Origin of the sequence: Streptomyces sp. HUAS TT7 (assembly GCF_051550175.1) — a bacterium.
GTDB lineage: Bacteria > Actinomycetota > Actinomycetes > Streptomycetales > Streptomycetaceae > Streptomyces.
In genome coordinates this window covers 1,497,286-1,510,174 of sequence record NZ_CP196175.1, presented here as the reverse complement: position 1 = coordinate 1,510,174, position 12,889 = coordinate 1,497,286, and the positions used below count along the sequence as shown (strand labels likewise).

Below are 12,889 nucleotides of genomic sequence, written 5' to 3'. Positions count from 1 at the left end.
CCGCCGCCAGGTCGGGCAACTCCTGTCCCCGGACAAGGGGTTCGGCTGCGGGGGAGTCCCTTTGCCGAAGCGCCTCGCCGGACCATCGCGTGGTGCGCCGACAAGTACGGCACAGATGGTCGGGCGACCGTGGACCTCCCTCGGGCCGCTTGACGAACTCCGCGCCATCGCGTCGCGCCGACCTGCGGGATCCGGCCGTCCGTTCGCACTGGAGATGGCCTTCTCCAAAGGGTGTGGCGCTACGCCGATGAGGAGTTGCGCCAGCAATTACGTGTAACGCGCAGGCGTATGCTCGGCCCATGGTTGAGCATCGCATGATCGACGTGAACGGTATCCGGCTGCACATCGCGGAGGAGGGCGAGGGCCCGCTCGTCGTGCTGCTGCACGGCTTCCCCGAGTCCTGGCACTCCTGGCGCCACCAGTTCGCACCACTGGCCGCCGCCGGGTTCCGGGTGGTCGCCCCTGACCAGCGGGGATACGGCCGCAGTGATCACCCGGAGGGCGTGGAGGCGTACAGCATCCTCCATCTCGTCGGGGACGTGGTCGGGCTGATCCACGCCCTGGGCGAGGAGGGGGCGTTCGTCGTCGGGCACGACTGGGGCGCACCGGTGGCCTGGCACACCGCGCTGCTGCGGCCCGACGTCGTGCGCGGGGTGGCGGGGCTGAGTGTGCCGCCGCCGTTCCGCGGGGAGCGTCCGCCGCTGGCGGCCATGCAGGAGCGGTTCGGCGGGCGCTTCTACTGGAACTACTTCAACAGGCCCGGGGTCGCCGACGCCGAGTTCGCCAACGACGCCCGCACCGCCCTGCGCAAGCTGTTCTACTCCGCCTCCGGTGACGCCCCCGATGCGGGCCGCCCCGATCAGGCGCTGGTGGCCGATCCGGGCCGGGGCTGGCTCGCGGACATGGCCAACCCCGAGGTGCTGCCGGACTGGCTCACCGAGCAGGACCTGGACGAGCTCACCGAGAGCTACGCCAAGGGCTTCACCGGAGCCCTGAACTGGTACCGCAACCTGGACCGCAACTGGGAGCTGACCGCCGCCTGGCACGGCGCGGTCGTCAGTCCGCCCGCACTGTACGTGTACGGCGACCGCGACCTGGTCCCTGCATTCCCGGGGACGCCCGAACTCATCGCGAAACTACCGGAGTTGATGCCCAGCCTGCGCCGCGCACCGATCACGCTGCCGGGCTGCGGCCACTGGACTCAGCAGGAGCGGCCCGAGGAAGTGAATGCCGCGCTGGTCGAGTTCCTGACAGAGCTACGGGGCTGATGGACCGTTTCCGCCCGGTGCGGCACCTGTTCGGCGGAGCTGTTCGGTCTCAGGCAGGTGATGGCCTGTCGGTGCGGCTGTGTTGCAGGAAGGAGCCCATCATCCCGCGGCCCACGTCTGCGGCCGGCCACAGTCCTTCTGCGGCCCGGCCGCTCACCGTGCCCGCCGCCGTCACGCACAGCGCCGCGAGGACGTTGGTGAGCGCGAAACTCAGGACGTACCGCCCGTGAAGGAGCGCGTACAGCGCGCTGTGGGCCACGGTGACCATGAGGAACCCCAGGCCGAAGGCGACGCCGTTGGTGGCGAATACCCCTGGTATGGCCGGCGCACATGTGAGGAACCCACACATGCCGAGGATGAGTGAGAAGCGGCGGGCGTTGGTCTCCGGCGGTACCTGATTGGAGCGCCGCAGGGCGCCGGGTCTCCAGCGGTCGCCACCACAGTGCCGTCGACGGCAGGCATACGTCCCCCCCGCAGGCATGTCGTTCCCACGCGCGGCCGACACCCTGGCCGAGCACAGCGAAGCCGCCCCGGACTGTCTCAGCTCCGGGGCAGTCGTGCGCACATGTGGGCCTACACCACCTCCCGGCTGATGGGCTGTGGGTTGGCCGCGATGTCCTTCATCCTGGTCCGGCCGGGCTGTCGCAGCAGTAGGGCGATGCAGCCCGCCACCATCGAGATGCCGCCGGCCAGGGCATACGCGCCGTCGTAACCCCAGGCGTCGACGACCATGGAGCCGAGTCCGCCGCCGAACAGGCCGCTCACCAGCTTGCCGCTGTAGACGAGGCCGTAGTTGGAGGCGTTGTAGTTCTCGCCGAAGTAGTCCGGGGTCAGTGCCGCGAACAACGGGTAGAACGCGCCGCCGCCGAAGCCGGAGAGGAAAGCGAAGAACAGGAACAGCGCCTGGCTGTGCAGATGGCCGGCCCAGATCACGCCGAACTGCGCGAGACCCAGGACCACGATCACGAACACCAGGGTCAGCTTGCGGCCCCACAGGTCGGACAGCCAGCCCACGACCGCCCGGCCGATGCCGTTGATGACCGCCATGACGCCCATGGACGAGGCCGCGACCAGCGGGCCGAAGCCGACCTCCTTCGCGTAGTCCACCTGGAAGGAGATGCCGAAGACGGAGACCCCCGCCGTCATCACGATGGTGACCCACATCAACGGCAGCATGCCGGTTCTGACGGCTTCCTTCGGGGTGTACTGCTTGGCGGCCGGGGGGTTCTTCGCGAGGCTCGCCGCGCTCTTGGCGTTGCCGGAGAAGTTCAGCGGGTCGATCTCCGCCGGCCACCAGTTCTTCGGCGGGTCCTTGAAGAACCAGGCGCAGATAGCCACCACGATCAGCACATAGACACCGATGAGGTCGAGGACCTCGTGGTAATTGGCGGTGTCGAAGGCGTAGTTGAAGATGAAGATGAAGGGCAGCGAGCCATAGGCGAAGCCGCCGTTGACGAAGCCCGTCTTGGCGCCGCGCCGTTCCGGGAACCACTTGCCGACCATGTTGATACAGGTCGCGTAGACGAGTCCGGACCCCACACCGCCCACGACGCCGAAGCCGAAGATCGCGGCGAGGACGTTGTGCAGGTGGGACAGGGCGAAGAAACCGACGAGGCAGAGTGCCGAACCGATGTACATGGCCCGCCGTGCGGTGAGGATGCCCTTCTCCCGCATCCAGCCCGCGGGGAAGGCGATGCCCGCCTGGAAGAACACCCAGACACTCAGAATCCAGAAGGTGTTGCTCTGCGTCCAGCCGTGGGCCTCGGAGAGGGTGTCCTCGGCGGAACCGTAGGCGTACTCGGACACGCTGATCGCCATCATCGCGACCCAGGGCAGGTACACCATCAACTTGCGGCTGTGGCCCAGCAGATCGCGATCAGTCTCGCCGACGCGATACACGCGGCCCTTGCTGTCCGTGACTTCCCGGTACGCGACACCCGCCGCGTACCGTGGCTCCCCGGATGTGGAACTGTCGCTCATGGTCGTCCCCTTGGCTTCGAAAGAACCTGGCCAGCGCCCCCTGTCCAAACCCTTCGTTGCGGCAGGGCCCTAGGTGAGCAGCCCCGCGGCCCGTGCCCAGCGGTACTTCGCACCGAGCACCGCTACCGGCTTCTCGGTGGTGTAGGGGTAGGCGACGACGCCGCGCTCGAAGAGGTACGCGCAGGCCTCCTCGACCTCGGTGTCACCCGCGAGCGAGGCCACCACGGGCTTCTCGATGCCGCGTGCCCGGAACTCCTCGACGACCCGCGCCGTCAGCTCGGCGAACACCATCGGCGGGGTGACGATCGTGTGCCAGTAGCCGAGCACCAGCGCGTGGATGCGCGGGTCCTCCATGCCGAGCCGGATCGTCGCCTCGTACGTGGCCGGCGGCTCGCCGCCGGTGATGTCGATCGGGTTGCCCGCGGCGCCGAAGGGCGGGATGAACGCCTTGAACGCGGCGTCCAGGTCCGCCGGGATCTCCATCAGGCGGAGCCCGTTGTCGACGATCGCGTCCGACAGAAGCACCCCCGAACCGCCCGCGCCGGTGATGATGACGACGTTGTCGCCCTGCGGTGCGGGCAGCACGGGCAGGGCCCGCGCGTACTCCAGCATCTCGCCGAGGCCGGGCGCCCTGATGACCCCCGCCTGGCGCAGGATGTCGTCGTACACGGCGTCGTCGCCGGCCAGGGCCCCGGTGTGGGAGCCCGCGGCCTTGGCGCCCGCGCTGGTCCGCCCGGCCTTGAGGACCACGATCGGCTTCTTCGGCACGGTCGCCCGCGCCGCCTCGACGAAGGCCCGGCCGTCCTTGAGGTCCTCCAGGTGCATCGCGATGCACTGCGTGTTGGGGTCCTCGCCGAACCAGGTCAGGAGGTCGTCCTCGTCGATGTCCGACTTGTTGCCGAGCCCCACGATCGCCGACACCCCGGTCCTGGTGGAGCGCGCGAAGCCGAGGATCGCCATGCCGATCCCGCCGGACTGGCTGGTCAGGGCGACCGGGCCCTTCACGTCGTACGGGGTGCAGAACGTGGCGCACAGGTCCTGCCAAGTGGAGTAGTAGCCATAGATGTTGGGCCCGAGCAGCCGCACTCCGTGGTGCTCGGCGATGGCCACGATCTCGTCCTGGAGGGCCTGCTCGCCGGTCTCGGCGAAGCCGGACGGGATGAGTACCGCGTTCGGAATGCCTTTGCGGCCCACCTCCTCCAGTGCCGACGCGACGAACTGGGCGGGGATCGCAAAGACCGCCACATCCACCTCACCCGGAACGTCCGTGACACTCTTGTACGCCTTGCGGCCCTGAATGTCATCGGCCCGGGGGTTCACGGGGTGGATCTCCCCGGGGAAACCTCCGTCGACCAGGTTGCGCATGACCGAATTGCCGATCTTCCCCTGCTCGTTGGACGCGCCGATCACCGCGACCGAGCGCGGCTGCATCAGCCGCCGCATCGACCGCAGGATCTCCTCCCGGGTGTACGTCCGGCGCGGCTTGGCCACCTCCGTCGTCAGCAGGATCCGGATGTCGGCGGCGACCGCGCCCTCCGGGGTGGCGATCACCGGGTTGAGGTCGACCTCCGCGATCTCCGGGAAGTCGGTGACCAGCTGGGACACCCGGCGGATCTGCTCCGCGAGCGCCCACCGGTCCACGGCCGGCGCGCCGCGCACCCCGCGCAGGATCTCCGCCGCCTTGATCGAGTCCAGCATGGACATCGCCTCGTCGGCGGTGACCGGAGCGAGCCGGAACGTGACGTCCTTCAGCACCTCGACAAGAACCCCGCCGAGCCCGAACGCCACCACCTTGCCGAACGTGGGGTCGGTGACCGCCCCGACGATCACCTCCTGCCCCGGCGGCAGGAGTTGCTGCACCTGCACGCCGTCGATGCGCGCATCGGGTGCGTAGGCGCGGGCGCTCTCGATGATCCGGTGGAAGGCGGCTCGCACCTCGGCCGCGCCCTCCACGCCGACCACGACCCCGCCGGCGTCGGTCTTGTGCAGGATGTCCGGCGAGACGACCTTCAGTACGGACCTGCCGCCGAGCCGCGCGGCGTGTGCGACCGCCTCGTCGACGTCCCGCGCGAGCGCCTCGCCCGGCACGGCGATCCCGTACGCGTCCGCGATCGTCCTGCCCTCGGGCGCGGTGAGCGCGTCGCGCCCCTCGGCCCGTACGGCCGCGAGCAGCGCCCGCACCGCCTCGCGGTCCTGTGCCTCGACACTGGCCATCGCTCAGATCACCCCGTTCGTCTTGAGCAGCCGCAGTTCCTCGTCGCCAAGGCCCAGTTCGCCGACGTACACCTCTTCGTTGTGCTCGCCGAGCAGCGGCGAGGTGACCATGTCGACGGGGGAGTCGGAGAGCTTGAGCGGCGAGCCGACGGTGGTGAACCGGCCGCGCTCGGGGTGCTCGACCTCGACGACCATCTCGTTGGCGGCCAGCGACGCGTCCTCGATGATCTCCTTGGTGGAGAGGATCGGGCCGCACGGGATGTTGTGCGCGTTCAGCCGCTCAAGCACCTCCCATTTGGGGAGAGTCGAGGACCACTCCTCGATCAGCTGGAACATCTTGCCCAGCTTGGGCAGGCGCGCCTCGGGTGTTGCCCACTCGGGGTCGGTGGCGAGCTCGGGGCGGCCGATGAGCTCGGTGACCGGCTGCCATCCGACCGGCTGCACGATCACGTACACGTAGTCGTTGGGCCCGCCGGGCGCGCACTTCACGGCCCAGCCGGGCTGCCCGCCGCCGGACGCGTTGCCGGAACGGGGAACTTCCGTGCCGAAGTTGTCATTGGGGTACTCCGCCAACGGGCCGTGCGCCAGCCTTTGTTGATCGCGCAGCTTGACCCGGCACAGGTTGAGGACCGCGTGCTGCATGGCGACCTGGACGCGCTGGCCGCGCCCGGTGGACTCGCGCTGGTAGAGCGCGGCCAGGATGCCGGCCACCGCGTGGATGCCGGTCCCGGAGTCCCCGATCTGCGCGCCGGTGGCGAGCGGCGGCCCGTCCTCGAAGCCGGTGGTGGCCATCGACCCGCCCATGGCCTGCGCGACGACCTCGTACGCCTTGAAGTCGGTGTACGGGCCTTCCCCGAAGCCCTTGATCGAGGCGTACACGATCCGGGGGTTTATTTCCTGGATCTTCTCCCAGGTGAAGCCCATGCGGTCGACCGCGCCGGGGCCGAAGTTCTCGACCATCACATCGGACCGGCGGATGAGCTCGGTCAGGATCTCCTTGCCGCGCGGCGTCTTGGTGTTGAGGGTGATGCTCCGCTTGTTGCAGTTGAGCATCGTGAAGTAGAGGGAGTCGACGTCGGGCAGGTCGCGCAGCTGCTTGCGGGTGATGTCGCCGGTGGGCGCCTCCAGCTTGACGACGTCAGCGCCGAGCCAGCCGAGCAGCTGGGTGGCGGAAGGGCCGGACTGGACGTGGGTCATGTCGAGGACGCGCACGCCCTCAAGTGCCTTGGTCGCGGGGGCCGTTGTCATGGCAGGGCTCCTCTACTTGTACATGGTCTGGTTCACGGTTCCGGGGGCGTACGCGTCCGGATCGACCCACACGTTGATCAGCGACGGCTTGCCCGACTCACGGGCGCGTCGCAGCGCGGGCGCGATGTCGGCGGGGTCGCGGACCTCCTCGCCGTAGCCGCCCAGCATCTGCGCGAACTTGTCGTAGTGGACGTCGCCCAGGGTGTTGCCGATCCGCTCCCGTTCCAGGCCGTACTTCTGCGCCTGGCCGTAACGGATCTGGTTCATCGAGGAGTTGTTGCCGACGATGCCGACGAACGGCAGGTCGTAGCGCACCAGCGTCTCGAAGTCCCAGCCCGTCAGCGAGAACGCCCCGTCGCCGAACAGCGCCACGACCTCCTTGTCCGGCCGGGCCTGCTTGGCCGCCAGCACGAACGGGATGCCGACACCGAGCGTGCCGAGCGGGCCCGGGTCCATCCAGTGCCCCGGCGACTTCGGCTGCACGACCTGGCCGGAGAAGGTGACGATGTCGCCGCCGTCCCCGATGTAGATCGAGTCCTCGGTGAGGAACTCATTGATCTCGCTGACCAGCCGGTACGGATGGATCGGCGAGGCGTCCGACTTCAGACTCGGCAGCCTCTTCTCGATCGCGATCTGCTCGGCGGTCCGCAGCTCCTCCAGCCACGCCTTGCGCTTGACGGCGCCGCCGTTGAGCCGTCCCGAGGCGGCCTCGGTGACGGACTTCAGGATCAGACCGGGGTCGCCGACGATCCCGAGGTCGATGTCCCGGTTCTTGCCGACGGTCCGGTAGTCGAGGTCGATCTGCACGACCGTCGCACTCGGCGAGAGCCGCTTCCCGTACCCCATACGGAAGTCGAAGGGGGTGCCGACGATCACGATGAGGTCGGCGTTGGAGAACGCGTACCGGCGCGACAGCTGGAAGTGGTGCGGATCGCCGGGCGGCAGCGTGCCGCGCCCGGCCCCGTTCATGTACGCGGGCACGTTCAGGGTGCGTACGAGCTCGATGGCGTCGTCGGTGGCCCGGCTCGTCCACACCTGGCTGCCGAGCAGGATGGCCGGTTTCTCGGCGTGTACGAGCAGGTCGGCGAGCCTCTCGACGGCCTCCGGGTCGCCGGGGCTGCGGGTGGAGGCCCGGTAGCGTCCCGCCGCCGGGATGCGCGCCTTCTCCAACGGCACCTTCGCGTCGAGCACATCGCGCGGAATCTCCAGGAAGGACGGCCCCGGCGCCCCGTTGAAGCACTCGCGGAACGCCATCGACACCATGTCCGCGGCCCGCGCGGTGTCCGGGACGGTCGCCGCGAACTTGGTGATCGGCGTCATCATGTCGACATGGGGGAGGTCCTGGAGCGACCCCATCTTGTGCTGGCTGTGCGCGCCCTGACCGCCGATCAGGAGCATCGGGGACTCGGCACGGAAGGCATTGGCGACGCCGGTTACGGCGTCGGTGGTGCCGGGCCCGGCGGTGACCACGGCGCAGCCCGGCTTGCCGGTGATCCGGGCGTAGCCGTCGGCGGCGTGCGCGGCGACCTGCTCGTGACGTACGTCGACGACCTCGATCCCCTCGTCCACGCAGCCGTCGTAGATGTCGATGATGTGGCCGCCGCAGAGGGTGTAGATGACATCGACGCCCTCCGCCTTCAGCGCCTTGGCGACGAGGTGTCCGCCCGAGACGAGGTCCTGACCGCTGTCGTCGGAGCCTTGAGGCATGGCGAAGTCCGTCCCTTCGTAGGGGAGCCGAGGTGCGCCTCCGGTGCTGCCCGCCGAGGGCAGGGGGCGTCCTCCGGATAGATTGCATACAGTCGACGAATACTGTATGAACCTTGTTATCCCTCATTCGATGGCGTGATGTCCAGGGGGCGCGCGGCACTTTCACACTCGGTCAGGAGCCGGCAGTGGATCTGTACGAGCACGAGGCAAGGGAACTGTTCAAGGACCACGGCATCGCGGTCCCCGACGCGGCCGTGGTCGCATCGCCGCGCGAAGTCCGCGCGGCGGCCGAGTCGCTGGGCAGCCGGGTGGTCGTCAAGGCGCAGGTGAAGACCGGAGGCAGGGGCAGGGCGGGCGGTGTGAAGCTCGCCGCGAACCCGGCGGCAGCCGAACTGGCGGCCCGCCAGATCCTGGGCATGGACATCAAGGGCCATGTCGTACGCAAGGTGATGCTGGCCCAACCGGTCGACATCGAGGCCGAGTTCTACGTCTCGTACGTCCTGGACCGCGCGGCCGGGGCCTTCCTCGCGATCGCGTCCGCCGAGGGCGGCATGGAGATCGAGGAGGTCGCGGCCGGCCGCCCCGAGGCCGTCGCCCGGATCCACGTCGACCCGGAACGGGGGGTGGACGCGGCGAAGGCGGCCGAGATCGCCGCGGCGGCGAAGCTCCCGCCGGAGGCGGCCCCCGTGCTGACCCGCCTGTGGCAGGTCCTGGTCGAAGAGGACGCGGTCCTGGTGGAGGTGAACCCCCTGGTGCGGACGGCGTCGGGCGAGATCCTGGCACTCGACGGCAAGGTCACCCTGGACGACAACGCGCGCTTCCGGCACGCGCGTTGGGACGCGTCCGGGGTGGACACGAGTAGGGACCCGCTGGAGGCCGCGGCGTCGGCCAAGGGCCTGAACTACGTGAAGCTGGACGGCGAGGTAGGGGTCATCGGCAATGGAGCGGGCCTGGTCATGTCCACGCTGGACGTGGTCGCGGGCTGCGGAGCCCGCCCCGCCAACTTCCTGGACATCGGAGGCGGGGCCTCGGCCCAGGTCATGGCGGACGGCCTGACCGTGATCCTCTCCGACCCGGCAGTGAAGTCCGTGTTCGTGAACGTCTTCGGCGGGATCACCTCCTGCGACGCGGTGGCAGACGGCATCGTCCAGGCCCTGGAATCAGTGCACTTGACCAAGCCCCTGGTCGTACGCCTGGACGGGAACAACGCCGCGCAGGGCCGCGCGATCCTCTCCGGCCACGCCCACCCGCTGGTCCAGCAGGCCACCACCATGGACGGCGCAGCCCGCCGCGCCGCCGAACTCGCCCAGCAGGGAGTCTGACATGGCGATCTTCCTCACCAAGGAGAGCAAGGTCCTCGTCCAGGGCATGACCGGAGCCGAGGGCATGAAACACACCCGCAGGATGCTGGCCGCCGGCGCGGAGATAGTGGGCGGCGTCAACCCGCGCAAGGCGGGCCGGGTGGTCGACTTCGACGACCGTACGGTGCCGGTGTTCGCGACGGTGGGGGAGGGGATGGCGGCGACGGGAGCGGACGTCACGGTGGTCTTTGTCCCACCGCCCTTCGCGCGCGCGGCAGTTGAGGAAGCGGTGGACGCGGGCATCGCCCTGGCCGTGGTGATAACAGAAGGCATCCCGGTGCACGACGCGGTGGCGTTCCACGCCCGTGCCCGAGCGCGGGGCGGCGCCACCCGCATCATCGGGCCGAACTGCCCGGGCCTGATCAGCCCCGGCCAGTCCAACGCGGGCATCATCCCGGCGGACATCGCCCCCAGGCCCGGCCGCATAGGCCTGGTCTCCAAGTCGGGCACGCTCACGTACCAGTTGATGTACGAGCTGAGAGACATCGGCTTCTCGTCGGCGGTGGGCATAGGCGGCGACCCGGTGACAGGCACCACCCACATCGACTGCCTGGCCGCCTTCGAGGCGGACCCCGACACCGAGTTGATCGTCCTGATAGGTGAAATAGGCGGGGACGCGGAGGAACGGGCGGCGGCGTACATAGCGGCCCGCGTGACGAAGCCGGTGGTCGCCTACATCGCGGGCTTCACGGCCCCCGAGGGCAAAACGATGGGCCACGCAGGAGCGATCGTGTCCGGTTCGACCGGAACGGCGTCGGCGAAGAAGGCGGCGCTGGAGGCGGCGGGGGTGTCGGTGGGCTCCACTCCTACGGAGACGGCGGGGGTGGTGGTGGGGTTGTTGGGGTAGCCGAGTGCTGGTGGGGTGAGGCTCGGCTGCGGGCTGCCGGTGGCTGGTCGCGCAGTTCCCCGCGCCCCTTCAGTGGGTTGCGCTGGAGCGGCTTTGGGGAGGTCTGCTGGGCGGGACAACGTCCTTTATTGGGACGCCAATTCAGCCCCCTCGTGCCGCAGTCGTCGAACTCCCCGTCTAGTTGAGGGGGTAGGCCCCCGGGCCGGAGGCCGAAGAAACTGCTACTGGAGGGCGGGGGCGGGTTCGGGGGTAGGCCACCAATTCGCCTGCGCCGACGGGGGCTTGAGGTGGGCCCTGCTAAGGGGCGCGAGGAACTGCGCGACCAGCCCCCGACGGCCCGCAGTCGACGAACTCGCCGTCGAGGTGCGAGGGCCCAGTGCCACCCACCGGCCCGAGGCCGAAGCACCCGCGAGGGTAGGGGCCCGGGGCGGAGCCCCGCCGCACCACCCGCAACCCCAAGCCCAACGACCCACCGCCGGAGGCTTTCGGGAAGGGGCGGGGTGGGGAAACAGCCCGCCGCAGGCGCCCACCCACCCGAGCCTCCCCCCCCGGACCCCGCCCCGCGATCACGTGACGTCACTCATACTTCACGCCCAGTACGTACCCAACCCCGCACCACCTCACTACCGTCCGGTAACACAAGCCATCCCACCCCGCCCCGACAGCAGCGCACCGAGAGCGGAGACCCTCATGGCACCCACCCCCGGCTCAACCAACCCCGCCCCCCTCACCCTGAAGCCCGGCACCGCCTGGTCGGACGCCTGGCAGCGCAGCCGAGCCGTCGCCCCCGAGGCCTTCCACGACGACCGCGTCCTGAACCTCTGGGCCGGCCAGTGGCACGCGGACGGCCGCGCACTCCCCGCCATCGGCCCCGTCGACGGCACCCCCATCGCAGGCCCGCCCCGCCTGGATGCCCCCACCGCCCAACAGGCCGTACGCGCCTCCCTCGACCAGCACCGCGCCTGGCGCCACGTCCCGCTCCCCGAGCGCAGGGCCCGCGTCGGCGCCACCCTCGACGCGCTGACCGAGCACCGCGAACTGCTGGCTCTCCTCCTCGTATGGGAGATAGGCAAGCCCTGGCGCCTGGCCGAGGCGGACGTGGACCGCGCCATCGACGGCGTCCGCTGGTACGTCGACAACATCGACACGATGCTGGAGGACCGCACCCCCCTCCCCGGCCCCGTCTCCAACATCGCGAGCTGGAACTACCCGATGTCGGTCCTGGTCCACGCGATGCTGGTCCAGGCCCTCGCGGGCAACGCGGTGATCGCGAAGACCCCGACCGACGGCGGCGTCGCCTGCCTCACCCTGGCCGCCGCCCTCGCCGTACGCGAAGGGATCCCGGTCACGCTGGTCAGCGGCAGCGGGGGCGAACTCTCCGAGGCCCTCGTCCGCTCCCCGGAAATCGGCTGTGTGTCCTTCGTCGGCGGCCGCGACACCGGCGCCCGTATCGCCACGGCCGTCGCCGACCTCGGCAAGCGGCACATCCTGGAACAGGAGGGCCTCAACACCTGGGGAGTCTGGAACTTCACCGACTGGGACGCGCTCTCCTCCGTCATCCCCAAACTCTTCGACTACGGCAAGCAGCGCTGCACCGCCTACCCCCGGTTCGTCGTCCAGCGCACCCTGTTCGACCAGTTCCTGGCCGCCTACCTGCCGGCCGTACGCTCCGTTCGCACCGGCCACCCCCTGGCCGTGGAGCACCCCGAAGACGCCCTGCCCGTACTGGACTTCGGCCCGCTCATCAACGCGGCGAAGGTCAAGGAGCTAGGCGACCAGGTGATCGAGGCGATCGACCGGGGCGCCGTCCCGCTGCACCGCGCAACCCTGGCCGACAGTCGCTTCCTGCCCGGCCAGGACACCAGCGCCTACCTCCCGCCGGTCACCCTCCTGAACCCGCCGCCGTCCTCGCCCCTCTTCCACGCGGAGCCGTTCGGCCCGGTCGACACGATCGTCCTGGTCGACACGGAGGCGGAGCTGCTCGCCGCGATGAACGCCTCCAACGGAGCGCTGGTCGCCACCCTGTCGACCGACGACCCGGACACGTACGACCGACTCGCCCCGCACATCAGGGCGTTCAAGGTGGGCCGAGGCAAACCCCGCTCGCGCGGCGACCGCGAGGAACTGTTCGGCGGCTTCGGCGCCTCGTGGCACGGGGCGTTCGTGGGCGGCGAACTCCTGGTCCGCGCCGTAACGGAGGGCCCGGCAGGAGAGCGGGCCCCGGGCAACTTCCCGGCGTACCAACTGATCCCGTAACAACAGAG

The 12,889-nt window shown here is 69.8% G+C and carries 9 protein-coding genes; 4 read left to right on the top strand and 5 right to left on the bottom strand.

The genetic code is table 11. The features are described from left to right. Window positions 1-299 precede the first annotated feature (299 nt). Complete coding sequence (locus ACSHXC_RS06525) at window positions 300-1,268, top strand: alpha/beta fold hydrolase (protein WP_438290647.1); 969 nt, start codon at window positions 300-302, stop codon at window positions 1,266-1,268. A 49-nt stretch (window positions 1,269-1,317) separates the two neighbouring features. Here ACSHXC_RS06525 and ACSHXC_RS06520 read toward each other — a convergent pair whose 3' ends face one another. The 5 genes from ACSHXC_RS06520 to ACSHXC_RS06500 form a co-directional block, all read right to left on the bottom strand. Further along, window positions 1,318-1,749 carry a low temperature requirement protein A gene (locus tag ACSHXC_RS06520; protein ID WP_438290646.1) on the bottom strand — a complete coding sequence of 144 codons (432 nt, stop codon included), beginning with the start codon at window positions 1,747-1,749 and terminating at the stop codon, window positions 1,318-1,320. 92 nt (window positions 1,750-1,841) lie between these two features. Continuing rightward, entirely contained in the window at window positions 1,842-3,248 is a 1,407-nt protein-coding gene (locus ACSHXC_RS06515) for an OFA family MFS transporter (protein ID WP_438290645.1), read from the bottom strand. Between the two features lie 69 nt (window positions 3,249-3,317). Beyond that, complete coding sequence (locus tag ACSHXC_RS06510) at window positions 3,318-5,462, bottom strand: acetate--CoA ligase family protein (RefSeq protein ID WP_438290644.1); 2,145 nt, start codon at window positions 5,460-5,462, stop codon at window positions 3,318-3,320. Window positions 5,463-5,465: 3 nt separating this feature from the next. Then, window positions 5,466-6,710, bottom strand: a complete 1,245-nt coding sequence (gene frc, locus ACSHXC_RS06505) for a formyl-CoA transferase (protein ID WP_438290643.1) — start codon at window positions 6,708-6,710, stop codon at window positions 5,466-5,468. 12 nt (window positions 6,711-6,722) lie between these two features. Further along, complete coding sequence (locus ACSHXC_RS06500; protein WP_438290642.1) at window positions 6,723-8,417, bottom strand: thiamine pyrophosphate-binding protein; 1,695 nt, start codon at window positions 8,415-8,417, stop codon at window positions 6,723-6,725. 185 nt (window positions 8,418-8,602) lie between these two features. Between ACSHXC_RS06500 and sucC the strand changes: the two genes are divergently transcribed. The 3 genes from sucC (at window position 8,603) to ACSHXC_RS06485 (ending at window position 12,881) form a co-directional block, all read left to right on the top strand. Beyond that, window positions 8,603-9,739 carry an ADP-forming succinate--CoA ligase subunit beta gene (sucC, locus tag ACSHXC_RS06495; RefSeq protein ID WP_438290641.1) on the top strand — a complete coding sequence of 379 codons (1,137 nt, stop codon included), beginning with the start codon at window positions 8,603-8,605 and terminating at the stop codon, window positions 9,737-9,739. 1 nt (window position 9,740) lies between these two features. Next, on the top strand, window positions 9,741-10,625 hold the full coding sequence (gene sucD / locus ACSHXC_RS06490) for a succinate--CoA ligase subunit alpha (protein ID WP_438290640.1): 885 nt from the start codon (window positions 9,741-9,743) through the stop codon (window positions 10,623-10,625). 690 nt (window positions 10,626-11,315) lie between these two features. Further along, a complete protein-coding gene (locus tag ACSHXC_RS06485; protein ID WP_438290639.1) occupies window positions 11,316-12,881 on the top strand; it encodes an aldehyde dehydrogenase family protein in 1,566 nt (521 codons plus the stop codon). Window positions 12,882-12,889 lie beyond the last annotated feature (8 nt).

Excerpts from the sequence above, each read along its gene's own strand:
- ACSHXC_RS06525 (WP_438290647.1), top strand. The coding sequence starts at position 300 with ATGGTTGAGCATCGCATGATCGACGTGAACGGTATCCGGCTGCACATC.
- ACSHXC_RS06520 (WP_438290646.1), bottom strand. The coding sequence starts at position 1,749 with ATGCCTGCGGGGGGGACGTATGCCTGCCGTCGACGGCACTGTGGTGGC.
- ACSHXC_RS06515 (WP_438290645.1), bottom strand. The coding sequence starts at position 3,248 with ATGAGCGACAGTTCCACATCCGGGGAGCCACGGTACGCGGCGGGTGTC.
- ACSHXC_RS06510 (WP_438290644.1), bottom strand. The coding sequence starts at position 5,462 with ATGGCCAGTGTCGAGGCACAGGACCGCGAGGCGGTGCGGGCGCTGCTC.
- frc (WP_438290643.1), bottom strand. The coding sequence starts at position 6,710 with ATGACAACGGCCCCCGCGACCAAGGCACTTGAGGGCGTGCGCGTCCTC.
- ACSHXC_RS06500 (WP_438290642.1), bottom strand. The coding sequence starts at position 8,417 with ATGCCTCAAGGCTCCGACGACAGCGGTCAGGACCTCGTCTCGGGCGGA.
- sucD (WP_438290640.1), top strand. The coding sequence starts at position 9,741 with ATGGCGATCTTCCTCACCAAGGAGAGCAAGGTCCTCGTCCAGGGCATG.
- ACSHXC_RS06485 (WP_438290639.1), top strand. The coding sequence starts at position 11,316 with ATGGCACCCACCCCCGGCTCAACCAACCCCGCCCCCCTCACCCTGAAG.